This is a genomic window from Bradyrhizobium oligotrophicum (assembly GCF_051168495.1).
In the GTDB taxonomy this organism is placed as follows: domain Bacteria; phylum Pseudomonadota; class Alphaproteobacteria; order Rhizobiales; family Xanthobacteraceae; genus Bradyrhizobium; species Bradyrhizobium oligotrophicum_A.
Genome location: NZ_JBNPVB010000005.1, coordinates 123,032 through 149,084, shown reverse-complemented (window position 1 = coordinate 149,084; position 26,053 = coordinate 123,032). Strand labels below are relative to the sequence as shown.

Sequence of the window (26,053 nt, the reverse complement as noted above, 5' to 3'; positions counted from 1 at the left end):
TGCGAGGCAGGGGCAACGGCTTCGTGACGGATGCGAAAACGCTCCGTCGTGCTAAAGAAGGATCATCAGGACGGCTTGCAAACCCGTCATTCGACAACGAAATTCTACCAATGACTCATTCAGGGAGTGTCTCGCATGGGCGTCAGCGTCGGCGTGCTCGATCATTTCAACATCCGGACCCGCAATCTCGCCGCGACGGTCGGCTTCTATGAGGACGTGCTCGGCCTCGAGAACGGCGACCGGCCGAATTTCGCATTCCCGGGCGCCTGGATGTACAGCGAGGGGCGGGCGGTGGTGCATCTGGTCGACATCTCGTCGACCGCGGAAGCTCAGAAGCCGGACTCCGGCGTCGTCCACCACGTCGCCTTCGTCAGCCGCGGCTTTGCCGGCATGAAGGCGCGGCTCGCCGCCAAGGGCATGCCGTTCGACGCGCGGCAGGTGCCGGGCGGGGAGTTGTGGCAGATCTTCGTGCGCGACCCCAACGGCGTGATGATCGAGCTCAATTACGAGGCAGCCAAGGAGCAGGCCGAGGATGCCCCGGTGGAGACCGCCGCCGACATCGGAACCAAGGTGGCATTTTGAGCCGACCGGCATTATGACACTGCGCAACGCAGGGCCGGACCGACCCCGTCGGCAGCGACGGAAGATGATGTCCGGCCAACATGATAGAGCGCGGTGATGTGGCGCGTTCCGAACTTTCTCAGGAGACGCGCCGTGAGCGTGACGCAGCAACAGGTCATCGAGGCACTCAAGCGGGTCCGCTCGCCGCGCGGCGTGGCGCTGCCGGACGCCGGCGTGCTGTCGCCGATCACGGCCAATGACGGCAAGGTGTTCTTCTCCATCAATGTCGAGGCCAGCGAGGCCCGGGCCTGGGAGGATACGAGGGGCCAGGCCGAGGCCGCCGTGCGCGCCATCCCCGGCGTGACCATGGCCATGATTGCGCTGACCGCCGAGCGCAAGGCCGGTGCTGCGGCCCCGCCGCCGCGCCAGGGCGGCGTGCAGCCGGTCGCGGCGCATCGTCCGCATCAGCACCAGCATCCGGCCGACTCGCCGATGTCCCGGCAGGCCGCGATCCCCGGCATCGCCGCGGTCATCGCGGTCGCCTCGGGCAAGGGCGGCGTCGGCAAATCGACCACCGCGATCAATCTCGCGCTGGGCCTGCGCGATCTCGGCCTCAAGGTCGGGCTGCTCGATGCCGACATCTACGGCCCGTCGGTGCCGCGGCTGACCGGCCTGCAGGAGAAGCCGAAGCTGACCGAAGACAAGAAGATGATCCCGCTGTCGCGCTTCGGGCTTGCGATCATGTCGATCGGCTTCCTGGTCGAAGAGGACAGCGCGCTGGTGTGGCGTGGCCCGATGGTGATGTCGGCGATCAACCAGATGCTGCGCGACGTCGCCTGGGGCACGCTCGACGTGCTCGTCGTCGACATGCCGCCGGGCACCGGCGACGCCCAGCTGACGCTTGCCCAGAACGTGCCGCTGAAGGGCGCGGTGATCGTGTCGACGCCGCAGGACCTGTCGCTGATCGACGCACGGCGCGGGCTTGCGATGTTCAGGAAGGTCAACGTGCCCGTGCTGGGGATCATCGAGAACATGAGCTACTTCCAGTGCCCGGAGTGCGGCACCCGCTCGGACATCTTCGGCCATGGCGGGGCGCGTCACGAGGCCGAGCGGCTCGGCGTGCCGTTCCTCGGTGAAATCCCGCTGCACATGGACATCCGCGCCACGTCCGATGCCGGCAATCCGGTGGTCGAGAGCGAGCCCAGTGGACCGCACGCGGCGATCTACCGGACCATCGCCGGTGCCGTCCGCGATCAGCTCAAGGACACCATCGCTGCTGCTTGATGCGGTGCAGCGAAGTGCGACTATTGGCCGGCTCGTCATTCCATCGTCGCGTTTTCGCTGAACCGGTTCCGTGCTAAAGCCGCGCCGGATCGTCTTCGACTCGATGTGGCCAATCGCATCGGCGGATAAACGCAATTTCAAACGGGAAACGCCCCCCAACAAGGAGATGCCTTAATATGAAGCGTCGTGATTTTCTGAAGGTTTCGGCCGCGGGCGCCGCGGCGTCGGCTGCCGTGGCCGCTCCGGCCATCGCGCAGTCGATGCCCGAGATCAAGTGGCGGCTGACCTCGAGCTTCCCGAAGTCGCTCGACACGATCTATGGCGGCGCCGAGTACATGGCGAAGCAGGTCGCCGAGATGACCGACAACAAGTTCCAGATTCAGGTCTTCCAGGCCGGCGAGCTCGTTCCCGGTCTGCAGGCGCTCGACGCGACGTCGAAGAACACCGTCGAGATGTGCCACACGGTGTCTTACTACTACGTCGGCAAGGACCCGACCTTCGCGATCTTCGCCTCGGTGCCGTTCGGCCTCAACGCCCGCCAGCAGAATTCCTGGCTGTTCCAGGGCGGCGGCAACGAGCTCGCCAACGAGTTCTACAAGAAGGCCGCCAACGTCATCGGCTTTCCCTGCGGCAACACCGGCACCCAGATGGGCGGCTGGTTCCGCAAGGAGATCAAGACGGTCGCCGACCTTTCAGGCCTCAAATTCCGCATCGGCGGCATCGCCGGCCAGGTGTTGCAGAAGCTCGGCGTCGTGCCGCAGCAGCTCGCGGGCGGCGACATCTATCCGTCGCTGGAAAAGGGCACCATCGACGCCGCCGAATGGGTCGGCCCCTACGACGACGAAAAGCTCGGCTTCCAGAAGGTTGCCAAATACTACTACTATCCGGGCTTCTGGGAAGGCGGCCCGACCGTCCATGCCTTCGCCAACCTCGACAAGTGGAACGAGCTGCCGAAGCACTATCAGAGCATCCTTGCCAACGCGACGGTCAACGCCAACACCTGGATGGCTGCGCGCTACGACCTGCAGAATCCGGCGGCGCTGAAGCGCCTGGTCGCCGGCGGCACGCAGCTTCGTCCCTTCACCAACGAGGTGCTCGAAGCCTGCCTCAAGGCGACCAACGAGCTGTGGGGCGAAATCTCGGCCAAGAACGCCGACTTCAAGAAGGTCATCGACGCGATGCAGGCCTACCGCTCGGACGAGTATCTGTGGTGGCAGGTCGCCGAATATACCTATGACAGCTTCATGATCCGCTCGCGCACCCGCGGCTGATCCGACGCTTTCATCCAGCTGTTCGATTGGAGCCCGGCCTCGCGAGAGGCCGGGCTCTTGCGTTGCGACATCGTTTCGCAATGGCACTCTCGACTTGTTTGATCCACACTGGAACCGAGGCCTCGCAAGAAGGCTGCCCAGGAACGGACGAAACACCACGAGGGAGGAAAGACACATGAAGCGGAGAGACTTCATCAAGGTCACGGGGCTCGGCGCTGCCGGGGCCGCCGCGATCGCGGCACCGGCGATTGCGCAATCGATGCCGGAGCTGAAATGGCGCATGCCGACGAGCTGGCCGAAATCGCTCGACACGCTGTATGGCGGCGCCGAGATCATGGCCAAGGTGGTCGGTGAGGCCACCGACAACAAATTCCAGATTCAGCCGTTCGCCGCCGGCGAGATCGTGCCCGGCCTGCAGGTCGTCGATGCCGTGCAGAACGGCACCGTCGAGATCGGCCACACCGCATCCTATTATTATTTCGGCAAGGACCCGACCTTCACCTTCGGCTCATCGGTGCCGTTCGGGCCGAACATGCGCATCAACCAGGCCTGGTACATGATGGGCGGGGGCAGGGAGATCCTCAACGACTTCTACAAGAAGTACAATGTGGTCTCGCTGCTCGCGGGCAACACCGGCTGCCAGATGGGCGGCTGGTTTCGCAAGGAGCTCACCAGCGTCAACGATCTCAAGGGCCTCAAATTCCGCGTCGGCGGCTTTGCCGGCCGGGTGCTGCAGAAGCTCGGCGCAGTGCCGCAGCAGATCGCCGGCGGCGACATCTATCCGGCGCTGGAGAAGGGCACGATCGATGCCGCCGAATGGGTCGGTCCCTATGACGACGAGAAGCTCGGCTTCGTCAAGGTCGCGCCGCACTACTACTATCCGGGCTGGTGGGAAGGCGGGCCGATGCTGCTCGCCTTCGTCAACCAGGACAAGTGGAATGCGCTGCCCAAGCACTACCAGAAGATCCTGGAGCACGCCGGCCACTACGCCAACAACTGGATGATGGCGAAATACGACCAGGGCAATCCGCCGGCGCTGCGCCGGCTGCTCGCCGCGGGCGCCAAGCTGCATGCCTTCTCGCCGGAGATCATGCAGGCCTGCCTGAAGGCGGCGCGCGAGCTGCACAGCGAGGTCGCGGCCACCAACCCCGACTTCAAGAAGACCTACGAGTCGCTGTCCGCCTTCGCCGGCAACGGCTATTCCTGGTTCCAGGTGGCCGAGATCGGCTACGACGCCTTCATGGCGCGCAATCCGCTGGCCTGAGGCCGGCCTGCAGCGCCGCGTCGGTCGCGGCGCAAACGCAAGACAAAACCCCGGCGCACGGCGCCGGGGTTTCTCGTTATCGGAGCGATGATGCCGCGCCCGCTCGTCACTGCTTCGGCGGGCCGAGATCGATCTGCGGCGGGCCGAAATCGAGCGGCGGCGCGTCGATCTGCGGGATGTCGATCTTGATCGAATTGGGATCGACGGTCGATGCCGAGCCCTTGTAGTGCATGACCATCGACGGGAACAGGATCACAAGCATCACCATGACCAGCTGGATCACCACGAACGGCACGGCGCCCCAGTAGATCTGGCCCGTGGTGACCGGCTCCATCTTCTTGCCGGTGACGCGGTCGAGATAGGACGCCTTCGGCGCCACCGAGCGCAGATAGAACAGCGCGAAACCGAACGGCGGATGCATGAACGAGGTCTGCATGTTGACGCCGAGGATGACGCCGAACCAGATCAGGTCGATGCCGAGCTTTTCGGCCGCGGGCCCCAGCAGCGGGATGATGATGAAGGCGAGCTCGAAGAAGTCGAGGAAGAACGCCAGTACGAACACGAAGGCGTTGACGAAGATCAGGAAGCCGATCTGGCCGCCGGGCAGCGAGGTGAGCAGGTGCTCGACCCACACGTGGCCGTTGACGCCGTAGAAGGTCAGCGAGAACACGCGCGCGCCGACCAGGATGAAGACCACGAAGGCCGACAGTTTGGCGGTGGATTCGACCGCCTGCCGGACCAGATCGAAGCTGAGCCGGCGCTTGACCGCCCCGAGGATCAGCGCACCGGCCGCGCCCATGGCGCCGCCTTCGGTCGGCGTCGCGAGCCCGATGAAGATGGTGCCGAGCACCAGGAAGATCAGGAACAGCGGTGGCACCATCACGAAGGTGGTCTGCTGCGCCATCCGCGACAGGAAGCGGAAGCCGGTGGTGCGATGCAGCACCCAATTCACGATGGCGACGACGAAGGCGAACACGATGCCGTAGAACATGCTGAGCACGACGAAGTCGGCGCCATGATATTCGGAGCCGCGCATCATGAACCAGCCGAACACGCAAGCCGCCAGGAAGAGCACGCCGAGCGACTTCAGCCCGCGGTCGCCGGAGTCCTCACGAAATCCGATCGCCTCCGCCGGCAGGCCGGGCGCGGATTTCGGGAAGATCATGCTGACGAGGAAGGCGTAGCCGGCATAGATCGCCGACAGCACGAGGCCGGGGATGAAGGCGCCCTCATACATGTCGCCGACGGACTTGCCGAGCTGGTCGGCCATCACGATCAGCACCAGCGACGGCGGGATGATCTGGGCCAGGGTGCCCGAAGCGGCGATGATGCCGCTGGCGAGCCGGCGATCGTAGCCGTAGCGCAGCATGATCGGCAGCGAGATCAGGCCCATCGAGATCACCGATGCGGCGACGACGCCGGTGGTGGCCGCGAGCAGCGCGCCGACGAACACGACCGCGTAAGCGAGGCCGCCGCGGATGGTGCCGAACAGCTGCCCGATGGTGTCGAGCAGGTCTTCCGCCATGCCCGAGCGTTCGAGCACCAGACCCATGAAGGTGAAGAACGGAATCGCCAGCAGGGTGTCGTTGTTCATCACGCCGTAGACGCGTTCGGGTAGCGCCTGCAGGAAGTCGGGGCGGAATTCGCCGAGCCCGATGCCGAACAGCGCGTAGAACAGGCCGACGGCGCCGAGCGAGAAGGCTGCCGGATAGCCGAGCAGCAGCATGACGACCAGCGACCCGAACATGATGGGCGCCAGATTGGCGATCAGAAACGCTTCCATGAAATAATCCCCCCAGCCCGACGCTTATTTCTTCTCGATCGCTTCGACGAGGTGCTCGACCTCGGCCTCGATGCTGTGAGGCTTCGAAGCGTGGGGATCTGGTATCAGTCCGCGCATCACCGCGATGCGCTTGATCAGCTCGGACACGCCCTGCACCAGCAGGAACACGAAGCCGAGCATGATCAGCGACTTTGCCGGCCATTGCGGCAAGCCGCCGGCGTTGCTCGACTGCTCGTTGATTTCAATGGAGCGCAGGAAGAACGGTACGCTGGTGATGATCATCACGATGCAAAGCGGCATCAGGAACAGCACGTGGCCGACGATGTCGATGGTGTCGCGCAGCCATTTCGGCATCATGGCGTTGACGATGTCGATGCGGATGTGCTCGTTGTCGAGCAGCGTCCAGGGCGAGCACAGCAGGAACACGGCCGAAAACAGCACCCATTGCAATTCGAGCCAGGAATTCGACGAGGTGTCGAGCGTCTTGCGGACGATGGCGTTGATCGTCGAGATGATGACCGCGAGCAGGATCAGCCACGCCAACCGCTTGCCGGTCCAGGTTGTGAACGCATCGATCCCACGGCTCAATTTCAGCAGCGCTTGCAACGCAATCCTCCCCCAATGTCTACGACGTCCGACGGCCCGTTCTGGCTGCGCAGCACGCGGCGCAACGGCCTATCCGGCCCGGCAGGCTCTGAAAACCGGCGCACCATTTCAGCGCGTCGTGTTGCCGTCAATCGGAAAAATGGGCAAAAACAGCCGCTGCTGCAACATGTTGCGCCAGTGGCGACGCTGCGCCACAGCCTGTCGCAGGCCGCAGCACCGTCCCCGGGGCGTGACACGCGGCGCGTGAGACGGCCGAGCCTCGGGCCGCAGCGCCGCCCAGCACCTTGGCCTGCGGTCTAGCCGAGCTAGAGGACCACCACGCCGGAGCGCTTGGCCTTGCTTTCGGGCTCGACGTGAATGGTGATCGAGCTGTGCTCGTCGTCCTCGCGCAGGGCCGCCTCGATGCGGTCGCAGATGTCGTGCGCCTCGCGAACCGACATCTGGCCGGGAACGACGAGGTGAAACTCGATGAAGGTCATCTTGCCGGCATGCCGTGTCCGTACGTCGTGCGCCTCCAGCGCGCCGTCCGCGTGCTGGCTGATGATCTGGCGGATGCGCGCCAGCGTGGCATCGGGGACCGCTTCGTCCATCAGCCCGCCGGTCGATTCCTTCAGGACATGCCATCCCGACCACAGGATGTTGACGGCGACCAGCACGGCCAGGGCCGGGTCGAGGATCGGCAGCTGCAGCACGACCGCAAGGCCGAGGCCGATGACGACGCCGCCCGAGGAGACGACATCGGTCAGCAGATGCCGGCCGTCCGCCACCAGCGCCGGAGAGCGCAGCCGCTTGCCGCGCGTGATCAGCAGCCAGCACCACACGGCGTTGACCACGCTGGCCAGCCCGTTGACGGCGAGGCCCTCGACCGGCGCCGACAGCAGTTGCGGATTGAAGAAGTTGCCGTAGGCCTCGTGGACGATCAGCAACGCCGCGACGATGATCATGACGCCTTCGATCACCGCGCTGAAATACTCCACCTTGTGGTGGCCGAACGGATGGTTGGCGTCGGCCGGCTTGGCCGCAATCCGCACGGCCAACAGCGCCACGCCGGCTGTGACGACGTTGACGATGCTCTCGAGCGCATCGGAGTAGAGCGCGACCGAGCCGGTGATCCAATACGCGAAAAACTTCAGGCCGAGGACGAGCGTCCCAACCACGAGGCTGCCGATGGCGAGCTTGAGCGACTGCGAATGCATGGTGTCCTCACCCGAACCTCCGGGTACTCAAGGCGGCGGAAGAACGCAATGATGTCCTCGTCGCCGACGGTCCGGTGCAGTGGACATGTGATCGAAGGACACCGTCGATCACGTCATCGCCGGCGGCTCATCACCCGTCAGATTGAGGTGGCAGCGCCGACGTGCTCGACGAGTTGCGCGCGCGAGGCCGCTGCATCGAACGGGCGCCGAAATATTGCGTCTCGTGCGCCACTCCGCCGTCTCGGAACTCCATGATGCTCACGACGTGAGAGGGGATCCCGTCATAGGTCAGGACCAGTTCGGTCACCCAGAGATCGCCGCCACCGATGATCCGCCGCACCGTGAAGCGCTTATTGAGCCGCGTGCATCGCGTTCGAGGCAGACATCCGCAGGCTCTGCAACCGCCGGCGCAGCGTGTTCGCTTGCGACGGGCACCTCGCTCGACCGACGTACATGTTGATACAGTTTAAAATCGTTTGCAGAATTGTTGTGAGACCAGCATCGCCGACTTCTAAGCTTCATAATCCCATGCGACCTTATGTTGTGGAATGGCAGATCTGCACGGTCAGCCGAAACTGCGAGGTGGGGGACAATGGACATGCTTCGAGGGCGTCTCGTCGGCCTGATCTTGGGCATCCTGGCTTTAGTCGCGGCGATCGCGACGCCGGCTGCGGCAACACCGTGCGCCAATCTGCAGACGCTCGCGCTCGAGCAGACCACCATCACGTTGGCCACCGACGTCACGGGCGGAATCTTCACCATTCCGGGGACGAATCCGGCCCAATCCATCACGGGCCTGCCGGCCTTCTGCCGCGTGGCCGCGACGATCGCGCCGACTTTGGATTCATCGATCAAGGTCGAGGTTTGGCTGCCGGCCACCATGTGGAACGGGCGATTCCTTGGTCTCGGCAGTGGTGGCTTCGGCGGCTATTACGATTACAGCGGGCTCGCCTACCGCCTGAAGGCCGGATATGCGGTTGCCTATACGGGGCTCGGAACCGGAACTTCCGGATGCACCGTGCACTACTGCGGATCGGACGGCAACAAGGGCAACGCGCTCGCCATCGCTCTGGGGGATACGGCCACTCCGAGCCTCGGGTTGTACGGACATCCGGAGCGCATCGCGGATTTCGGTCACCGGGCGGTTCACCTGATGACCCTGCGGTCCAAGGAGATCATTCAGGCATTCTATCAGCAGAGTCCGACCAAGGCCTATTTCTTCGGCTGCTCGACCGGGGGGCAGAGCGGACTGATGGAGGCCCAGCGCTATCCGGACGACTATGACGGCATCCTGGTCGGCGCGCCCGCCTACAATCGCACTCACCTTTACGCGACGACGCCGCTCGGGTGGCGCAACACACATGCGACCCCGGGCCGAATGATCCAGGCCGGTCAGATGGCGCTGATCAACAAGGCCGTCCTGGCAAAATGCGCGGGGCGGGATGGCGGCGTTCAAAGCGACCAGTTCCTGACGGACCCGCGCCACTGCCGGTTCGATCCGGAGGTCCTGCAATGCACGGGCGGCGATGTTCCACCGGCATGCCTGACCGCCGAGCAGGTCACGACGATGCAGAACTACTATGCCGGCACGGTCGACTCCGTGACCGGCGAGAGAATCGTTCCGGGCTTTGCGCCGGGCAGCGAGACCGAAGATCTGTCCGCGAAAGGTCTCCTGCTCAAGGAGCAGCTTCCGGAGCCGCTGTTCGATGGCCCGCTATATTGGGTGTATGGCCCGACCTTTGGCCAGCCCGGCAGCACCATCAACCACACCAATTTCGACATTCATCGCGACTTGCCGACCGTGGAAGCGATGCTGGCCGAGCCGCTGAACGCCACGAGCGCCGATCTCAGTGCCTTCCGGGCGCGCGGCGGCAGGCTCATCATGTATCAGGGCTGGGCCGATGAGTTGGTGATGCCGCAGAACACGATCGACTATTTCAACGCGCTGGTGACCTTCGACGGTTCTCAATTCAAGTCCCCTCGACACGGCGACACCCGTGTCGAGGAGGCGCGCTTCGGCGGCGACGAGAGCCATCCTGCGCTCCGGCGGACCCAGAGCTACGCCCGCCTCTACATGGTGCCGGGCATGTATCACTGCAACGGCGGACCCGGCCCCAATTCGTTCGCTTTCCTTCCCGCGCTGCAGGATTGGGTCGAGAACGGCACGCCGCCCAGGTCCGTCGTAGCGACCAAATACGTCGACGACACCGCGCCCAATGTGCAGATGACGCGTCCGCTCTGCGTCTTCCCCAAAATCGCAAAGTACAATGGCAGCGGCAGCACCGACGACGCGGCGAACTTCACCTGCGTCGGGCATGAAGGGCACCATGACCATGACCCGAATGACGGGCGGTAATGGCAGGCGCTCCAGCGGCGTGAAGCGGCTACGGGTCCGCGCCAGTCTCCGCGGTGTGCCGGATCGCCATCAGGCCGGCCTCGTCGCGATCCAGATCACGTGACGCGCGCCGCCGCCACCTTTACCGGTAGCACGGATCTTGATCTCCTCGGCGGCGAAGCCGGCCTTGTGCAGGCGCGGGGCGAAGCGCTCGTCCGGGTGTGACGACCACACCGCCAGCACACCGCCTGGGCGCAGCGCCGTGAATGCGGCGCGCAGGCCTGCGGGATCGTACAATGCGTCATTGGATTGCCGGGTCAGTCCCTGCGGGCCATTGTCGACGTCGAGCAGGATCGCATCATAGGCGCTGCGGGCCGCGGCGATCAGCTTGACGACGTCGGTCTCGCGAATGTCGACGCGTGCATCCGCGAGGCTCTCGCCGGACAATTCGGCCATCGGCCCGCGGGCCCAGGCGATCACCGCCGGCACCAGCTCGGCGACGGTGATGCGCGCTTGCTGCCCCAGCACCTTCAGCGCCGCGCGCAAGGTGAAGCCCATGCCGAGGCCGCCGATCAGCAGATGTGGGGCAGGGCGCGCCTTGAGCCGGGCGCAGCTCAACGTCGCCAGCGCTTCTTCCGATCCGTACAGCCGGCTGCTCATCAGCTCGTTCTGGCCGAGCTTGATGGTGAACTCCTTGCCGCGCTGCATCAGGCGCAGCGGCTCGCCGCCGCCGGGCACGTCTGCGGTGTCGATCAGTTTCCAGGGAATCACACGCGTCTCACATCGGTTTATCTGTGGAGCCTCGGCAGGCCTCCGGCGACGCCGACGGTCCGTCGTCGCCGCGGTCTGCCGGGAGGGGATTCGCCTGACTACCACAATGCGGGGGGACGTTCTGCCCGATCGTGCGGCCGGTCGCAGCGCCGTGTCCTGAGAGGAACCCAGCAGTCCCCCGGTGATTGAGCAAGGGGCGCAGCATCGAGGAAGATAGCAGAATACCCATGAAATTAGGCATTCTTTCGCAATCGCGGCTGGCCGTCGTTGCCATCCCTGCTCAGAACGAGGCATCCGACATCGCCGGCTGTCTTGCGGCCCTGGCCATGCAGCGGGACGAAGCCGGCGCTCCGATCGCGCGGGGCAGCCTGGAGATTCTCGTCTTCGCCAATAGCTGCACCGACGACACCGCCGCCGTTGCGCGGCAGGCGGCGCGGTCTATTCCGCACCCGGTCGTAGTCGCCGAGGAGGACATGCCCGCGGCCCGGCGAAATGCGGGGTGGGCGCGCAAGCGCGCGATGGATCTGGCCGCGATCAGGCTTGCCGAGGTGGCGCCGCTCCACGGCCTGATTCTGACCACCGATGCCGACAGCCGGGTGTCACCGACGTGGTTTGCAGCCACGTTGCGCGCGTTCGACAAGGGTGTCGACTGCGTCGCCGGCTACATCGATGCGATTCCGGCCGAGTATGTCGCTCTCGGCGACCGATTTCTGGCCCGCGGGCGGCTGGAAGATACGTATCTGCGCTACATCGCCGAAATCGATGCGCGTTGCGATCCGCGGCCGCACGATCCCTGGCCGACCCACCGCGTCTCCTCCGGGGCCAGCCTGGCGGTGACCGCGGCCGCCTACGCCGCAATCGGCGGCCTGCCGCCGCGTCCCGTCGGGGAAGACGCGGCGCTGACGGTGGCGCTCGAGCGGGCCGGCTTGAAGGTGCGCCACGCGATGGATGTGTCCGTCGCCACCTCGTGCCGCTTCGACGGGCGGGCCAGCGGCGGCGCGGCCGACACGATGCGCCATCGCCACGGCCATCCCGACGCGCCCTGCGACGACGATCTCGAGCCGGCGCTACAGGCCACGCGCCGCGCCCTTTGCAAAGGGATTTTGCGGGAGCGATGGAGTCGTGGCCCGTCCGCAGGCCGCCGCTCCGCCGGCTTGGGAACGTCGCGCGAGATCATCCGCACCTTCGACCGTTTGGCGACGCGGACGTTCGAGGATGCCTGGGAGGCGGTGTGCGACCTCAGCCCGGCGTTGAAACGCGGCACTCCGCTGCGTCCGTCGGATCTGCCGCGACAGATCGCCATCGCCAGGATGATCGTGCGGCATTTGAGGCCGAGCGTCACGCAGCCGAAAAGCGTTCCAGGCGATAGGTCTCATCATGAAGGATCGCGCGAACGGGCAGTGCCGGTTTGATGAACTCGGCAAACAGCTCGCTGGCGTCGATCCCTGTCAGCGGATAGTCGGTCTCGCCGAGCCAATGGCACAGCACGATCTCGCCGTCCGGCGCGATCTGCGCGCGGCAGGACTGCGCGATGAGCTGCAGGTCCGGCTTGGCGAAATAATACAGCACCTCCGAAAGAACGATCAGATCGAATGGCCCGTCCGGAAAGTCGGCAGGCAGGGTCGCGCGGCGAAAGCTGACGTTCGAATCATTGACCGATCGGGCGGCCTCGAGTGCCGTCACCGACGTGTCGATGGCCAGCAGGTGAGCGCAACGCGCACTGAGAAGCCGGGTCAGGACACCGATCGAGCAGCCGACTTCGAGCGCATTCGCGTAGCGCCGCCTGGAGAGAGACGACAGCGTTGCCTGGTACTTCTCCTGCTCATACGCGCTGCTCCTGAACCGCCAGGGATCGATGTCGGCCTTGTACTTGTCCTCGAAATAGTCCGGCGGAAGGGTTGCAGCTTTTCGGGTCACGACGGCACCTCGATGAAATATTCGAACTGTCCCAGAAACGGCGCCAGTGACGTGTCGTTGAATCGAAATCCATCCGGGTCGTCGCCGATCAGACCGGTCATCTGCGACGCGTGGGCGTCGATCGCCGCGCGCTTGCGGTCGCGATGGGACGAGATGTCGATCCGGACGGCGGTCGGCGGCGGCTGCTGCATTTCGGTATCGGCGACGAGGTGCCATCCCCAGACCGGATATGCCCACAGCTTCAGCCCGGGGCTCGATCGGCGCACCGCCTTCGCCAGCGCTGCCGACGCCTGGTGATCGCAATGCGGATCGCCCTCCCACGTGACGAACAACGCACCCGCTCCGGAACGTCTGACGACGTCCAGCGTCGTCTGCACCGCCTCGTCGAAGTCCGGGCCCGACATCGGCGCCATCGTATCGCGCAGTCCGAGGAACGTGACCCTGTCCTCGTGCAGCCCGAGCGCACGGCCGGCGGCGTGGACCTCGGCATATCTGAGCGCGACCAGTTTCTCGCGCGGATATTGCTGCGATCGCGGATGCGAGCCCGAGCCGTCGGTCACGACGATGATGTCGACCTCACCGCCCGCGGCACATGATTCCGCGATCAGGCCGCCCGCGCCGAGCGTCTCGTCGTCCGGATGCGGAGAGAGCACGACGAACGGACGTCCCTGGACGAGCTCATCGACGGTGACCACCGGACAGCTCCGCAGCGCTTCGAAATAGCGGTCGGCGCGCACCTCAGAAATCTCCGACGGCATGGGGCGAGGTCAGGAACGCCCGGGCGCCGTCGCTCATCGCGAGGTCGGGCACGGGTTGGCGCAGATAGGTCGCGAGGTCGCGCGAGACGCGTTCGATCGGATGCGGGCGAATGAAGGACGTCAGGCCGACGCCGCGCTGCACGATCTCCATCACGTCGAGCGCGCAGCGCTCGGTGACCATGCGCGTCAAATTGGCATATCCGACGACGCGGGCGGCATCGATCTCGTCGATCGCCAGCCGCCGCGCCGCCTCCTCGACCCAGTAGCGTGCGGTCTTGGCGGACGCAACGGCTTGCGCGAGGCGCTGCAGCTGGAACGGATCCTCGCCGCGCTTCATCGTCAGGAGATGGGTCCTGAACAGCTCGACGAGACGTTCGGTCGCGCCGACATGGGCCGCGCAGAACCGCCACGCGCCGCCCGAGAAGAACGGCTGTCGCATGAAGTCGCCGGGCCGGCCGATCATGTTCGCCAACGTGACGACGATGCCGGAGAGGTCGATGGCGCCCGTCGCCGTCGACCGCATTCCCTGCGCTCGCCAACCCGACAGATCGGTCGTCTCGTCCATCGTCAGGCGCAACAGGCAGAGCACCTGGCCGTCCGGGGCCGTCGCGGTGACCAGGGGATCGGTCACGAAGCCGGCGCCCGAGCACAGGATCTTTCTGCCCTGCAGCGTCCCACCGCGTTCGCCGTCGACGTGCAGACCCTTGGCATCGTTCGCGCCCCACACCGCCGACAGACCGCCGGCGGCAATGCGTTCCGCGAGCGCCCGCAACTGATCGCGGTCGCCGTAGCGGTCGACCAGCGAAACCGCGTTGACGTGCCCTTCGAATAGCCGGGCAATCGACAGATCCGCCGATCCGAGACGACGCAGGACGGCGCACAGCTCGCCGGAGCGCTCAGGTCTGCAGAGGCCGTCGCCGCCGAGATCTGCGGGAAATGGCGACATCGCCAACCCACAGCGGCGAAACTCGGCCCATAGATGGTCACCGATGACAGCCCGCTCGTCGGTGTCGGCGGCGGCATCGAACATCAGCGCCGCGAACTGCTGCGCCCGGTCGAGGAGAGTCTGGCCGCGATGACGCGCTGGTTCGTTACGGGCTAAAATGGCCTGCTCTCCGGGACTTGGACTGACGACGACTCTGTGAAGTCAGCGAACAGCCGATCGTTCCCGGATTGCGAGGAACATTGCCCCTGTCATGTCATTGACGATGGCGGTTCGCGCGAACAGGATCGGGCAGGGCATGGCGACGATTCAACTCGACCCGGACAACGTTCACGGTCACATCCGGTGGCTGAAATGGGTGGAGCGGGATCAGATCATCGGCCGCATCATTCGCAATTTCAGCGGCCGCTGCGAGATCGCCCCCGAGGGGCCGCATTGGAGCCCGATGAAGAGCTTTGCCGGCTCGTCATTCGACAGCCCGGAAAAGGCCCTGGCCGAGGTGCAGCTCTATTTTCGCGGCCGCTGAGTTCGAGGGCCGCCGGCCGCACAGGCAGAAGTCAAAGAGCGCGCAGCTAGCCGCCGGTCACGCTCATGTGCCGGCTGACGCTCGGGCGGTTGTGGCGGCGGTCGATGATGAAGTCGTGGCCCTTCGGCTTCAGGCCGATGGCGCGGTCGATCGCCTGGTTCAGCTGTTCGTCGGTCACCGAAGCGCGCAACGGCTTGCGCAGGTCGGAGGCGTCCTCGTGGCCGAGGCAGGTGTGCAGGGTGCCGGTGCAGGTGATGCGCACGCGGTTGCAGCTCTCGCAGAAATTATGCGTCATCGGCGTGATGAAGCCGATCGTGCCGCCGGTCTCGGCGACGCGGACGTAGCGGGCAGGGCCGCCGGTGGTCTCGTCGAGATCGGTCATCGTGTATTTCTGCGCCAGCCGGCTGCGCAGCAGCGACAGCGGCAGATACTGGTCGATGCGGCCTTCGCCGATCTCGCCCATCGGCATCACCTCGATCAGGGTCAGCGCCATGCCCTTGCCGTGCGCCCAGCCGATCAGTTCGGGAATCTCGTCCTCGTTCATGTTCTTGAGCGCGACCGCGTTGATCTTCACGGCGAGCCCGGCGGCCCGCGCCGCCTCGATGCCGGCCAGCACACGGTCGAGATCGCCCCAGCGGGTGACGGTGCGGAACTTGTCGGGATCGAGCGTGTCGAGCGAGACGTTGATGCGGCGGACGCCGCAATCGGCGAGCTCCGTCGCATATTTGGCAAGCTGAGTCGCGTTGGTGGTCATCGTCAGCTCGCTGAGCGCGCCGCTCTTGAGATGCCGCGACAGCGAGCGCACCAGGCTCATGACGTTGCGCCGGACCAGCGGCTCGCCGCCGGTCAGCCGCAGCTTCTTCACGCCCCTGTGGACGAAGGCCGAGCACAGACGGTCGAGCTCTTCGAGCGTCAGCAGGTCGGCCTTCGGAAGGAAGGTCATGTCCTCCGACATGCAATAGAAGCAGCGCAGGTCGCAGCGATCGGTGACTGAAACGCGCAGATAGCTGATGCGACGGCCGAACGGGTCGGTCATCGGGCGCGTCAGGGCGGTGTCATCAGACGTTTCAGCGGTCATGGAAGGCCTTGCAGGTGGCTGCGACGCCACGAGGCAGCCGCATGTGACGCGGCCGGGTGGTTAAGAGGCAATGTAGTCACAATCGGCCCGCCTCACAATCGCGCAGGCTGCCCCATCGTTGCTGCGCCGCAAACGCGCCTACTGCCGCGCGGCGCCGGGCACCGGGGCGGGGAACGCCGACCCGGTCGTGGCGGGTGCGGCGGCCGCCGGCGCTGTCGCGGATTTCGGCGGCTTCGGCTTTTTCGGCCGCATGTGCTTGACCGCCTTCGGCACCGCCGGCGCCGGCTGCAGCTCGGCCACGACGGGGCTCGGATCCATCACGACGGGCGGCGAATTGTTGAAGTCGCCAGTGTTGCGGATCACCTGCACCGGGACCGTCGCCGGCAGGTATTTGTCCATCGTGAAGGTGACGCTGAAGCCGCCATCGGGCGCCGGCACCTGAACGGTGCAGGGCGTTCGGCAGCCCGGTCCGAGCGACGTCTTCGCCTCCGCGCCCGGCGGCACCGAGTCGAGCTGCACGGGAACCTCGGGCGCGGCCAACTTGAAGCTGTCCATGGAGAAGGACGAGCAACCGGCCAAGCCGGCTCCCGCAACCGCAATTGCGATGACACGCCGCATCATGATGTCCGCCCCACAAACCTGCGGCCATCGGCCGCAATCCCATCGCGACCATAAGGGCGTCAGAACAGCGGCGCAACTGTGGTCAACCGTATTCTCAACAGAACGTTAATGTCCGGCGAGGTCGGCTTTCTCTTGCCAGGGCAGAGGGTTAGAAGGCGATGTGGCAGTCGGGCCGCAAGCGACGGGCAGCTGTCGCAAGTTGCAGCAAGGCGACACATCTGCTCCTGAGAGCGGCGCGACTCTGTGCTCCCGTTCGACCAGTCGCGAGGATCAGCCGCCGTTCTTGAGCGTCGGGCCGAGCGCTGCGACCGCGGCCGGCAGCTCGCGCATGTGGTCGATCAGGTGGTCCGGGTTCAGCTCGGCGATCGGCACATCCGTATAGCCGAAGGTGCAGCCGATCACCGGCACGCCGGCCCGGCGGGCGGCGCCGACGTCGGTGCCGGCATCGCCGACCATGATCGCAGCGCCGATCTCGCCGCCGGCCTGCGCGATGGTCTGGCGCAGGATCGCCGGATCCGGCTTGGCGACGCCGAACGTGTCGGCCCCGCAGATCGCGGCGAAGCGGGAGGACAGGCCGAGCTGGTCGAGCAGCCGCTTCGACAGCCACTCCAGCTTGTTGGTGCACACCGCGAACTGGCAGCCGCGGGAGGCCAGCTCGTCGAGCGCCGCCTCCAATCCCTCGAAGGGGCGCGATTCGACCGCGATGTTCTCGGCGTAGAAATCGATGAAATCGACCGTCAGCTGCTCCATCTCGGCGGGGCTGGCGAAGCGGCCCTCCGCCTCGAGCCCGCGCTCGAGCAGCTTGCGTGCGCCGTGCCCGATCATCTTGCGGGCCGAGGCCAGTGGCAGCGGCCGCAGGCCTTCGCGCTGCAATATGTGATTGAGCGCGCTGATGAGGTCCGGCGCCGTGTCGACCAGGGTGCCGTCGAGATCGAAGACGATAGTGCTGGAGATGCGCATCGCTATCCGCTACCGGTCGCGCCACGGCCTTGCAAGGGCCAGCCTCAAGCTTTTTGTCGGACTTCGTGACGGACGGGAGCTAGGCCGCGCGGCAAAACACCGCTAGATATGCGCCGGTTTTCGGCACCCACGGGGGCCATCCGAAAGAGGGCGGGTTTCTTGGTCGACATGGACGCATTGAAGCGGAAGGCGGCGGCGCGTGCGCTGGAGGAGGTCGAAAGCGGCATGCGCCTCGGCCTCGGCACCGGATCGACGGCCAAGCATTTCGTCGATCTGCTCGGCGAGAAGGTGCGCGCCGGGCTCAAGATCGTGGGCGTGCCGACCTCGGAAGCGACACGGGCGCAGGCGGAAGCCTGCGGCGTGCCGCTGACCACGCTCGACGAGATCGACCGGCTCGACATCACCATCGACGGCGCCGACGAGATCAATCCGGCGCTCGACCTGATCAAGGGCGGCGGCGGGGCGCTGCTGCGCGAGAAGATCGTCGCCAGCGCCTCGGATCGCATGATCGTGATCGCCGACGACAGCAAATGGGTCGATCGGCTCGGCCGCTTTCCGCTGCCGATCGAGGTCATCCCGTTCGGTCTCGCCGCCACGCAGCGCGAGATCGGCGAGGCCTTCGCCAAGGCCGGTTTGAAGCCCGGCGTCGCCGGGCCGATGAGCTTGCGCAAGTCCGCGGATGGCCACGTTTTCGTCACCGATGGCGGCCACTGGATTATCGACGTCCGCCTGGGGGAGATCGAGCATCCCCCGCGTCTGGCGGGCTTTTTGAGCGCAATTCCGGGCGTGGTCGAGCACGGGCTGTTCATCGGCCTCGGCAGCACGGCCATCCTGGCGGGCGCACAGGGGATTCGCGTTATCCAGCGGCCTTGAGCGCAGCACGATCTGCGCTTTGGGCCGCCATCTCACAGGAGACTTGGAATGAAGAGCGTGTTCAGAATCTTGCCGGCCGCCGGCGTTTTGCTGGCCCTGGCCTCGGCGGGCCCCGCTGCCGCGCAGGCGCAGGGCCAGCCGTCGGCCCTGAAGCCGGCGTCGCCCGCCTGCATGGCCGGCGCGCGCGAGATTCTGACGATGAAGAACGCGTCCGCCATGTACGCCAATGCCGTTCCGGGCATCGTGCAGCAGACCAAGCAGACGCTGCTGCAGTCCAACCTCAACTACCAGAAGGACCTCGACGAGGTCGCCGTGCTGGTCGCCCAGACCTATGCCGGCAAGGAGAAGGAGATCGGCGAGAAGATGGCGCAGATCTACTGCAACGAGTTCACCGATGCCGAGATCGCGAACCTCGTCACCTTCTACAAATCGACGATCGGCCAGAAGCTGCTTGCGGCCGAGCCCAAGGCGATCCAGATGAGCATGGGCGCGATGAATCAGTGGGCGGCGGAATTCTCCGACACCGTCACCGCGCAGTTCCGCGCCGAGATGCGCAAGCGCAACAAGCCGATCTGAGGCGGGTTGCGGGAAAGGCCGGGTCGGGGGAGAGATGGCTGAATTCGACGTCGACCTGTTCGTGATCGGTGGCGGTTCGGGAGGCGTGCGCGCCGCCCGCATCGCGGCCGGTTATGGCGCCCGCGTGACGGTCGCCGAGGAATATCGCATGGGCGGCACCTGCGTGATCCGCGGCTGCGTGCCCAAGAAGCTGTTCGTGATCGGCTCGCATGTCCGCCAGGAGATCACTGACGCCGCCGGCTTCGGCTGGACCATCCCGGAGGCCACCTTCGACTGGCCGACCTTGATCCGGAACAAGGACAAGGAGATCGCGCGGCTCGAGGCGGCCTACACCGCCAATGTCGAGAAGTCCGGCGCCAAAATCGTCAAGACCCGGGCCGTGATCGAGGATGCGCACACGGTGCGGCTGATGACCGGCGAGACCGTCCGCGCGAAACACATCCTGATCGCGACCGGCGGCGCGCCCAACCACGGCACGCCGATTCCCGGGATCGAGCACGTCATCTCCTCCAACGAGGCGTTCCATCTCGACGAGCTGCCGCGCCGGATCGTGATCCAGGGCGGCGGCTACATCGCGCTCGAATTCGCCTGCATCTTCGCCAATTTCGGCTCCGACGTCACCGTCGTCTATCGCGGCGACAACATCCTGCGCGGCTTCGACGAGGACGTCCGCAAGCATGTTCGCGCCGAGATGGAGAAGGAAGGCATCACCATCCTGACCGGCTGCACGGTGGCGAGCGTCGACAAGCACGGCCGTGACTACACGACGCATCTGTCGAACGGCTCCAGCATCGCCTCGGACAAGGTGATGTTCGCGATCGGCCGCCATCCGGCGGTCGCCAATCTCGGCCTGGAGAAGGCCGGCGTCGCCATCAATCCGCGCAACGGTGGCATCGCGGTCGACGCGTTCTCGCAGAGCTCGGTGCCGAGCATCTATGCGATCGGCGACGTCACCCACCGCTTCAACCTGACCCCGGTCGCGATCCGCGAGGGCCATGCCTTCGCCGACACCGTGTTCGGCGGCAAGACCGTGCGCGTCGACCACGCCGACATTCCGACCGCCGTGTTCTGCCAGCCCGAAGTCGGCACCGTCGGCCTCACCGAGACCCAGGCGCGCGAGCTCCACGACCGCGTCGACATCTACAAGACCACGTTCCGCCCGATCAAGGCGACGATGTCCGGCCGCGACACCCGCGTGCTGATGAAGCTCGTCGTCGACGGCTCGAGCGACCGCGTGCTCGGCTGCCACATCGTCGGCGACATGGCCGCCGAGGTCACCCAGGCCGTGGCCATCGCCATCAAGATGAAGGCCACCAAGGCCGATTTCGACGCCACCATCGCGCTGCATCCCTCGGCCGCCGAGGAACTGGTGACGATGCGCACCGTCACCGAGCGCCACGTGCGGCAGGCGGCGGAGTAGGGCTGGAGCCGGAAGCAGCGCCACCGGCCTGTAATTCGGTGACAGTGCACTAAACTCCGTCGCGATCGCGCGCGGGCGTGGAACTTGCGCCTGCGTCGTCGCCGGGCAGCCGCCGTCCCCACGTCCGACCACCTCTCACCACAGCCTTTGCAGGCGGATTTCCCGTAGTTCCACGGCATCGCGTGAGCGCATCCGCGAGCCAGTTCATTTGGCGCTAACGCTGCAGGATGAAACCTCGCGCAGCTAAGCCGGCATCAGTTGTCCGTCGCCATGCTCGCCGACAAGTCTCCGTCGGTATTGCGTCACTCGCGAAAGGGAAATCATGCCGGTGCGCTGGTCCTCCAAACGACCGTTCGGCCTCGTCGCGCCGTTCATCGCCGTCCTGGCGCTTCAGGCGTCGATTGCCACACTGAGCGTGGAGGTGATGTCCTCGGTACGAGCCTATGTCGCCGGCGAGTCGATCTGGTCGCGGGCGCAGAAGGATGCGGTCTACGCGCTGACGCTCTATCTGCAATCGGGGGATCAGTCGTTCTACGAGCGATACCGGAACGCCATGGCGGTGCCGCTCGGCGACCAGATGGCGCGCGTCGCATTGCAGCAGCCGTCGCCCGACCTGGAACGGGCGAAAACCGGCTTCCTGCAGGGCCGCAACGATCCCGAGGACGTTCCCGGCCTGATATGGCTGTTCCGCTATTTCAATCGGATCAGCTATTTGCGCGCGGCGATCGAGCAATGGGAAGCGACCGACTTCACCTTGCTGCAGCTCGCGGTGTTCGGCGAAGCGGTGCAGTCGGAAGTCCGCGGCGGTCTCATGAACGATCCTCCGCGCATCCAGTTTCTCTCTGCGGTGCTCAACGACCTCGACGACCGGCTCAGTGTCCGGGCCAACGCGTTTTCGACGGTTCTCGGCGAAGGCTCGCGGGCGATCAAGTCGATCCTGCTGCTGTTGAACGTCGGCGCCGCGTCGTTGCTGCTGGTGCTGGTCGTGTGGCACACGCGGCGGCTGCTCGCCCAGAGGGAGGCGTTCGAGACGGCGCTGAACGCGGAGACGGGGCGGCTCGCCTGGCAGGCGTCGCATGATCCCCTGACCAAGCTCGCCAACCGCACGGTTCTCGCGCGATGTCTGGACGCAGCGCTGGCCGGGATTTCGGATGGACGGTCTGCGGCGCTGCATCTCATCGATCTCGACAGGTTCAAGGACGTCAATGACAGCCTCGGACACCAGGCCGGCGACCAGCTGTTGAAGGCGGCGGCGCATCGTTTGACCCAGCTCGTGAAGCCGGCCGACACGGTGGCGCGGATGGGCGGAGACGAGTTTGCCATCGTGCAGCCGGACCTGACGGGGCCGGCCGAGGCGGCGGCGCTCGCCTCCCGGATCGTCGACGAGTTCAACAAGCCGTTCGACATCGAGGGCGTGTCGGTGTTCGTCGGCGCAACGGTCGGCATCGCCACCGCGCCGGCCGACGGGATGCTGGCCGAGGAGCTCACATGCAATGCGGACCTCGCGCTCTATTGGGCCAAGAACGAGGGCCGCGCGACCCACCGGTTCTTCGAAACGGAGCGGCGCACCAAGGCCCAGCAACGGCATGCCCTGCAGTCGGAGCTTCGCCAGGCCGTGCGCAACGATGAGTTCGAGCTCTACTATCAACCGGTGGTGAAGATCGACAGCGGCGAAAAATACGCCATGGAGGCGCTTGTTCGTTGGCGCCATCCGTCACGTGGTCTGATCACGCCCGACCGGTTCATCCCGATCGCCGAAGAGACCGGCCTCATCCGCGAACTGGGGCTGATGGTGTTGCGCCGCGCCTGCGCGGATGCCGTGCTCTGGCCGGCCTCGGTGAAGGTCGCGGTGAACCTGTCGCCGGTTCAATTCCGGGACGCCGATCTGGCGCAGAGAACGATTCAGATCCTCGCCGAAACCGGTCTGGCGCCCGAGCGGCTCGAACTGGAGATCACCGAATCCGTCCTGCTGCATCGCAAGGAGGAAAATCTGGCGCTGCTGCGCCAGCTGCAGCAGGCGGGAATACGGATTGCCCTGGACGATTTCGGCACCGGCTACGCGTCCTTGAGCTATCTTCGCGCGTTCCCCGTCGACAAGATCAAGATCGACAGGTCGTTCGTCAGCGACATGTCGGACAGTGACGAATGTGCGGCCATCGTCTGCGCGATCGCCAATCTCGGACGCTCATTGTCGATCAATACGACGGCGGAAGGCGTGGAGACCGAGGAGCAGCTCGCGTTGGTCAAGGCGGCCGGCTGCAACCTGGCGCAGGGCTATCTGTTCGGACGGCCGGTGCCGCTGCGCGACGTGGATTTCGGCAGAGCGGTCCTGGCACGATCCGCAGAGGTGCTGGAAGATCTCACCGCCACCGATCTCATGCTGGTGCGCGCGAGTTTCTCGAAACTGGCTGCACGGCAGGATCTGGCCGCCAACGCCTTCTACGAACGGCTGTTCGCCATGGCGCCGGAGCTGCGGCGATTGTTCCCCGCCGATCTCGAGGCGCAGAAGAGCAAGCTGATGGCAACCCTGGCCACCGGTGTCGGAAAACTGCACGACCTGCCGGGGCTGACGCCGATGCTGAAGGAGCTCGGCGCGCGTCACGCCGGCTACGGGGCAAGGTCGGAGCACTATGCTTTGGTGAACGATGCGGCGCTGTGGATGCTGGAACGATGCCTCGATCGGGAGCTGGATGCGGCGACGCTGCGGGCCTGGAAGAAGGTGCTGCATCAGATATCCGCGATCATGCAGTCGGGCGCGATGGACGCCGTCGGTCGCGCGCGCAACGTCGCCTAGCGAGAACGGACTGAATCGAACGAGCGCCTCACGTGTTCGCAGCGGCCGGCCGTGACGGCGTCGACCGCAAACTCCAGATCCCGAGCGCTGACATCGGACGCGACATGCTTCGCCATACTCCGTTCGGGGGACGCTGAGGGGACGCCGAGCTGCTAGCAATCCGGCATGGTTGCCGGAGATGACGAACATGCAGATCCATCAAGTTCCGCCGCGGCGCAGGCCATCGATCACGCCGCAGGCGGTGCTGGCTGCGGGCGTCCTCGTCATGTTCCTGCTGCTGCACGTCGTCGCCGGCGTGATCCTGCAAGGCGATGCCACGCCGAATGGAGCGCAGGCGACGCCTGTTTCGACGCTCCAACCCACCGATTGACGATCACGCATTTTCAGTCCCATCAGCCGGAGAGTTTTCATGACCGGGCTCGGATCATTTTTGCTGCTCAGCGCCGCCGTTTTCTTCGGCGCCTTCGTCTCCGGCCTGGCCGGATTTGCCTTTTCCGCCGTCGCCGGCGCCATCCTCCTGCATAGTCTGCAGCCGCTGGAGGCCGTGCCGCTGATGATGGCGTGCAGCGTCGGCGTGCAGGCGACCAATCTCTGGGCGCTGCGCAACAGCATCAGATGGAAGGACAGCCTCGTGCTGATCGTGGGCGGGCTGCTCGGCGTGCCGCTCGCGCTGTGGCTGCTGCACAATGCGGACGCGCGTCTCTTTCAGCAGATGTTCGGACTGACGATCGCGATCTACGCCGGCATCATGCTGTTCAAGCCCGCCCTCGCCAGCCTTCAGCCCATGAACCGAGGCCGCACCGCCATCGTCGGCTTCGGCGGCGGGCTCATCGGCGGCCTCACCGCGATGCCCGGCGCGCTGCCGACCATCTGGTGCGAGATGCACGGCCTGCCGAAGACCGAGCAGCGCGGCCTGGTGCAGCCGTTCATCGCCGTGATGCAGATTGCCTCGCTCGCCATGATGCTGGCGCGGCAGGACCTGTCGTCCAGGGTGATCATCGATTTGGCGGTGAGCCTGCCGGCGCTGCTCGCCGGCACCGCGCTCGGCATCGTCGCCTTCCGCCGGGTGAACGACGTGCTGTTCAGGAAGATCATCCTGGGCATCCTGCTGCTGTCCGGGCTGCTGCTGGTGGTTTGATCGGTCCCCAAGGCTGCGCCGCTGCCCTCCGGAAGCCTGGATCAGGCGGTTCGCAGGAACTTCCTCGCCTCTGGATTGCGACCCGCTATGGTTGCGGTGTTCTGCAGTTGATTCCATAGATTGATCGCGCGTCGGTTGAAGTGCTAACGTTACACGTTTTTCAGGGGAAAAGCGGTATGGGCATGAACTTGGATGCCATCATCTATTTGCAACGACACGGTTACTTGACGCAGTCCAACAATCGCCTGTTGGACATTGGCCCGCAGACGATCTATTTCGCGCGCGCCGAGCAGATCAGGGAGATCGTGGAGCGGCAGGGCCAACCCGCTGCCGGTGCTGCGGCGGTCGAGCGATTGGTCCATTTTTCGACGCCAAGGCCAGGCGAACGGACTACGATGCTGTCCGAGATCGCCGATCTCGCCGCGATCGAATACGAGGCGATCGACGTCTGCCCGGGATTGAAAAACACCAACATCATCGATCTCAACTTCGATGCCATTCCCGAGGCGCTGCGCGGAGCGAGCGATGTCGTCCTCAACTTCGGCACCACCGAGCACATCCTGAACCAGTGGAATTGCTTCGAGGTGATGCACGATGCGGCCAAGGTCGGCGGCGTCATCTATCATCAGCTGCCGGCGAGCGGTTATCTCGATCACGGTTACTTCTGCTACACGCCGCTGTTTTTTCGTGAGCTGGCCCATGCCAACGGGTACAGCATCGAGTTCCTCGCCGTGACCTACGCGGGGGAAAACCGGATCGACGCCCTCGGCCTCACATCCCTCGAAGGCGACACGGTGTTGCGCGAACCGGCGCATCTCAACGAGAACAACCGCGTTCCCCAGCTCAACGTGCACGTGGTACTCAAAAAGACCACCGATGAAAGCTTCCGCCCGTCTCTCGAGATCGCGACAAGTCACAGCCCGGTCAACGAGCGGATGCGCGCGCGTTACAGCGATGCAGCTCAGCTGCAAGATCGGATCGACAGCCTTCAGACCCAGCTGAACGACGTCATCAACTCCCGACTGTGGCGCACCATGGCCCCGCTGCGGCAGGGGTACCGGCTGCTGCGCCGCGCCGTCCTGACACCGTCATCGCAGCGCCATTCTGCGCCGAGCACATGAATTTGCGACTAGCCCTTGGTGCGCCCCGGGGCGCGTCTTGGCGTGATGGATGTCGATATCAGCGACATCCATGCTATCGGCCGGCACGAACTGGCCGTCCTTGACTGCCACGCCCCAGTTGCCGCTGGACCGCGATCTCTGAACCGCTATTCTCCAGCACCGCGCCACGGCTGCCGCTGGACCACGATCTCTGAAACGCTATTCTCTTGGAAGCCGACACGCAATCGCAGATCGGGTTGCCGCTGGACCACGATCTC

General features: G+C 65.4%; 24 protein-coding genes, 1 pseudogene and 1 CRISPR repeat array (1 of these 26 only partly in view). Of the genes and pseudogenes, 14 read left to right on the top strand and 11 right to left on the bottom strand.

Translation table 11 applies throughout. From position 1 onward, the window contains the following. Positions 1-135: 135 nt before the first annotated feature. From ACQR1B_RS12385 to ACQR1B_RS12370, 4 genes are all read left to right on the top strand, one after another. Positions 136-582, top strand: coding sequence for a VOC family protein (locus ACQR1B_RS12385; RefSeq protein ID WP_434831832.1), 447 nt, complete (start codon positions 136-138; stop codon positions 580-582). Positions 583-714: 132 nt separating this feature from the next. Then, complete coding sequence (locus tag ACQR1B_RS12380; RefSeq protein ID WP_434831833.1) at positions 715-1,845, top strand: Mrp/NBP35 family ATP-binding protein; 1,131 nt, start codon at positions 715-717, stop codon at positions 1,843-1,845. 176 nt (positions 1,846-2,021) lie between these two features. Continuing rightward, complete coding sequence (locus tag ACQR1B_RS12375; RefSeq protein WP_434831834.1) at positions 2,022-3,116, top strand: TRAP transporter substrate-binding protein; 1,095 nt, start codon at positions 2,022-2,024, stop codon at positions 3,114-3,116. 175 nt (positions 3,117-3,291) lie between these two features. Then, the gene (locus ACQR1B_RS12370; protein WP_434831835.1) at positions 3,292-4,380 is read left to right on the top strand and encodes a TRAP transporter substrate-binding protein; all 1,089 of its coding nucleotides are present in this window, start codon (positions 3,292-3,294) and stop codon (positions 4,378-4,380) included. A 106-nt stretch (positions 4,381-4,486) separates the two neighbouring features. Here the strand turns inward: ACQR1B_RS12370 and ACQR1B_RS12365 are convergent, their stop codons facing one another. From ACQR1B_RS12365 to ACQR1B_RS12350, 4 genes and pseudogenes are all read right to left on the bottom strand, one after another. Next, the gene (locus ACQR1B_RS12365; protein WP_434831836.1) at positions 4,487-6,163 is read right to left on the bottom strand and encodes a TRAP transporter large permease; all 1,677 of its coding nucleotides are present in this window, start codon (positions 6,161-6,163) and stop codon (positions 4,487-4,489) included. 24 nt (positions 6,164-6,187) lie between these two features. Beyond that, positions 6,188-6,769 (bottom strand): TRAP transporter small permease subunit, encoded by a 582-nt coding sequence (locus ACQR1B_RS12360; protein ID WP_434831837.1) that lies wholly within the window; start codon positions 6,767-6,769, stop codon positions 6,188-6,190. Positions 6,770-7,074: 305 nt separating this feature from the next. Next, positions 7,075-7,965, bottom strand: a complete 891-nt coding sequence (locus ACQR1B_RS12355) for a cation diffusion facilitator family transporter (protein WP_434831838.1) — start codon at positions 7,963-7,965, stop codon at positions 7,075-7,077. Positions 7,966-8,102: 137 nt separating this feature from the next. Further along, positions 8,103-8,317 (bottom strand): annotated as a pseudogene (locus ACQR1B_RS12350) (nuclear transport factor 2 family protein); the annotation flags it as partial. Between the two features lie 240 nt (positions 8,318-8,557). Here ACQR1B_RS12350 and ACQR1B_RS12345 point away from each other — a divergent pair. Further along, positions 8,558-10,321: a tannase/feruloyl esterase family alpha/beta hydrolase gene (locus tag ACQR1B_RS12345; protein WP_434831839.1), complete on the top strand. Its 1,764-nt coding sequence runs from the start codon at positions 8,558-8,560 to the stop codon at positions 10,319-10,321. A gap of 69 nt (positions 10,322-10,390) precedes the next feature. On the opposite strand, the gene ACQR1B_RS12340 is transcribed toward ACQR1B_RS12345, so the two are convergent. After that, on the bottom strand, positions 10,391-11,071 hold the full coding sequence (locus ACQR1B_RS12340) for a spermidine synthase (protein ID WP_434831840.1): 681 nt from the start codon (positions 11,069-11,071) through the stop codon (positions 10,391-10,393). A 227-nt stretch (positions 11,072-11,298) separates the two neighbouring features. On the opposite strand from ACQR1B_RS12340, the gene ACQR1B_RS12335 reads away from it, so the two are divergent. Continuing rightward, on the top strand, positions 11,299-12,483 hold the full coding sequence (locus ACQR1B_RS12335) for a glycosyltransferase (RefSeq protein WP_434831841.1): 1,185 nt from the start codon (positions 11,299-11,301) through the stop codon (positions 12,481-12,483). Here the strand turns inward: ACQR1B_RS12335 and ACQR1B_RS12330 are convergent. The 3 genes from ACQR1B_RS12330 to ACQR1B_RS12320 are packed head-to-tail and all read right to left on the bottom strand — an operon-like array spanning position 12,410 to position 14,851. After that, positions 12,410-12,988 carry a class I SAM-dependent methyltransferase gene (locus ACQR1B_RS12330; RefSeq protein WP_434831842.1) on the bottom strand — a complete coding sequence of 193 codons (579 nt, stop codon included), beginning with the start codon at positions 12,986-12,988 and terminating at the stop codon, positions 12,410-12,412. The genes ACQR1B_RS12335 and ACQR1B_RS12330 overlap by 74 nt on opposite strands. Further along, positions 12,985-13,725, bottom strand: coding sequence for a PIG-L deacetylase family protein (locus tag ACQR1B_RS12325; protein WP_434831843.1), 741 nt, complete (start codon positions 13,723-13,725; stop codon positions 12,985-12,987). The genes ACQR1B_RS12330 and ACQR1B_RS12325 overlap by 4 nt, the downstream gene beginning before the upstream one ends. 1 nt (position 13,726) lies before the next feature. Continuing rightward, the gene (locus ACQR1B_RS12320; RefSeq protein ID WP_434831976.1) at positions 13,727-14,851 is read right to left on the bottom strand and encodes an acyl-CoA dehydrogenase family protein; all 1,125 of its coding nucleotides are present in this window, start codon (positions 14,849-14,851) and stop codon (positions 13,727-13,729) included. A 136-nt stretch (positions 14,852-14,987) separates the two neighbouring features. Here ACQR1B_RS12320 and ACQR1B_RS12315 point away from each other — a divergent pair, with 136 nt between their 5' ends. Beyond that, positions 14,988-15,215 (top strand): hypothetical protein, encoded by a 228-nt coding sequence (locus tag ACQR1B_RS12315; protein WP_434831844.1) that lies wholly within the window; start codon positions 14,988-14,990, stop codon positions 15,213-15,215. A gap of 46 nt (positions 15,216-15,261) precedes the next feature. Here the strand turns inward: ACQR1B_RS12315 and moaA are convergent, their stop codons facing one another. The 3 genes from moaA to ACQR1B_RS12300 form a co-directional block, all read right to left on the bottom strand. Further along, a complete protein-coding gene (gene moaA / locus ACQR1B_RS12310; RefSeq protein WP_434831845.1) occupies positions 15,262-16,293 on the bottom strand; it encodes a GTP 3',8-cyclase MoaA in 1,032 nt (343 codons plus the stop codon). Between the two features lie 138 nt (positions 16,294-16,431). Further along, positions 16,432-16,833 (bottom strand): hypothetical protein, encoded by a 402-nt coding sequence (locus ACQR1B_RS12305; protein WP_434831977.1) that lies wholly within the window; start codon positions 16,831-16,833, stop codon positions 16,432-16,434. 351 nt (positions 16,834-17,184) lie between these two features. Further along, positions 17,185-17,874: an HAD family hydrolase gene (locus tag ACQR1B_RS12300; protein ID WP_434831846.1), complete on the bottom strand. Its 690-nt coding sequence runs from the start codon at positions 17,872-17,874 to the stop codon at positions 17,185-17,187. Between the two features lie 168 nt (positions 17,875-18,042). Here ACQR1B_RS12300 and rpiA point away from each other — a divergent pair, with 168 nt between their 5' ends. The 7 genes from rpiA to ACQR1B_RS12265 all read left to right on the top strand — a co-directional run bounded on the left by rpiA (position 18,043) and on the right by ACQR1B_RS12265 (position 25,796). Next, the gene (gene rpiA, locus ACQR1B_RS12295) at positions 18,043-18,747 is read left to right on the top strand and encodes a ribose-5-phosphate isomerase RpiA (protein WP_434831847.1); all 705 of its coding nucleotides are present in this window, start codon (positions 18,043-18,045) and stop codon (positions 18,745-18,747) included. A gap of 48 nt (positions 18,748-18,795) precedes the next feature. Next, positions 18,796-19,323 (top strand): DUF2059 domain-containing protein, encoded by a 528-nt coding sequence (locus tag ACQR1B_RS12290; RefSeq protein WP_434831848.1) that lies wholly within the window; start codon positions 18,796-18,798, stop codon positions 19,321-19,323. A 34-nt stretch (positions 19,324-19,357) separates the two neighbouring features. Continuing rightward, the gene (gene gor, locus ACQR1B_RS12285) at positions 19,358-20,743 is read left to right on the top strand and encodes a glutathione-disulfide reductase (RefSeq protein WP_434831849.1); all 1,386 of its coding nucleotides are present in this window, start codon (positions 19,358-19,360) and stop codon (positions 20,741-20,743) included. 322 nt (positions 20,744-21,065) lie between these two features. After that, on the top strand, positions 21,066-23,537 hold the full coding sequence (locus tag ACQR1B_RS12280; protein ID WP_434831850.1) for an EAL domain-containing protein: 2,472 nt from the start codon (positions 21,066-21,068) through the stop codon (positions 23,535-23,537). 187 nt (positions 23,538-23,724) lie between these two features. Further along, positions 23,725-23,907: a hypothetical protein gene (locus ACQR1B_RS12275; protein WP_434831851.1), complete on the top strand. Its 183-nt coding sequence runs from the start codon at positions 23,725-23,727 to the stop codon at positions 23,905-23,907. Between the two features lie 39 nt (positions 23,908-23,946). Then, a complete protein-coding gene (locus tag ACQR1B_RS12270; protein WP_434831852.1) occupies positions 23,947-24,675 on the top strand; it encodes a sulfite exporter TauE/SafE family protein in 729 nt (242 codons plus the stop codon). A gap of 176 nt (positions 24,676-24,851) precedes the next feature. Continuing rightward, positions 24,852-25,796, top strand: coding sequence for a hypothetical protein (locus ACQR1B_RS12265; protein ID WP_434831853.1), 945 nt, complete (start codon positions 24,852-24,854; stop codon positions 25,794-25,796). Between the two features lie 169 nt (positions 25,797-25,965). Next, positions 25,966-26,053: direct repeats of the CRISPR family, unit length 36 nt; it runs 1,197 nt beyond the window's last position.

Coding starts and splice junctions, on each gene's coding strand:
- ACQR1B_RS12385 (WP_434831832.1), top strand. CDS start 136: ATGGGCGTCAGCGTCGGCGTGCTCGATCATTTCAACATCCGGACCCGC.
- ACQR1B_RS12375 (WP_434831834.1), top strand. CDS start 2,022: ATGAAGCGTCGTGATTTTCTGAAGGTTTCGGCCGCGGGCGCCGCGGCG.
- ACQR1B_RS12370 (WP_434831835.1), top strand. CDS start 3,292: ATGAAGCGGAGAGACTTCATCAAGGTCACGGGGCTCGGCGCTGCCGGG.
- ACQR1B_RS12365 (WP_434831836.1), bottom strand. CDS start 6,163: ATGGAAGCGTTTCTGATCGCCAATCTGGCGCCCATCATGTTCGGGTCG.
- ACQR1B_RS12355 (WP_434831838.1), bottom strand. CDS start 7,965: ATGCATTCGCAGTCGCTCAAGCTCGCCATCGGCAGCCTCGTGGTTGGG.
- ACQR1B_RS12345 (WP_434831839.1), top strand. CDS start 8,558: ATGGACATGCTTCGAGGGCGTCTCGTCGGCCTGATCTTGGGCATCCTG.
- ACQR1B_RS12335 (WP_434831841.1), top strand. CDS start 11,299: ATGAAATTAGGCATTCTTTCGCAATCGCGGCTGGCCGTCGTTGCCATC.
- ACQR1B_RS12315 (WP_434831844.1), top strand. CDS start 14,988: ATGGCGACGATTCAACTCGACCCGGACAACGTTCACGGTCACATCCGG.
- moaA (WP_434831845.1), bottom strand. CDS start 16,293: ATGACCGCTGAAACGTCTGATGACACCGCCCTGACGCGCCCGATGACC.
- ACQR1B_RS12300 (WP_434831846.1), bottom strand. CDS start 17,874: ATGCGCATCTCCAGCACTATCGTCTTCGATCTCGACGGCACCCTGGTC.
- rpiA (WP_434831847.1), top strand. CDS start 18,043: ATGGACGCATTGAAGCGGAAGGCGGCGGCGCGTGCGCTGGAGGAGGTC.
- ACQR1B_RS12290 (WP_434831848.1), top strand. CDS start 18,796: ATGAAGAGCGTGTTCAGAATCTTGCCGGCCGCCGGCGTTTTGCTGGCC.
- gor (WP_434831849.1), top strand. CDS start 19,358: ATGGCTGAATTCGACGTCGACCTGTTCGTGATCGGTGGCGGTTCGGGA.
- ACQR1B_RS12280 (WP_434831850.1), top strand. CDS start 21,066: ATGCCGGTGCGCTGGTCCTCCAAACGACCGTTCGGCCTCGTCGCGCCG.
- ACQR1B_RS12275 (WP_434831851.1), top strand. CDS start 23,725: ATGCAGATCCATCAAGTTCCGCCGCGGCGCAGGCCATCGATCACGCCG.
- ACQR1B_RS12270 (WP_434831852.1), top strand. CDS start 23,947: ATGACCGGGCTCGGATCATTTTTGCTGCTCAGCGCCGCCGTTTTCTTC.
- ACQR1B_RS12265 (WP_434831853.1), top strand. CDS start 24,852: ATGGGCATGAACTTGGATGCCATCATCTATTTGCAACGACACGGTTAC.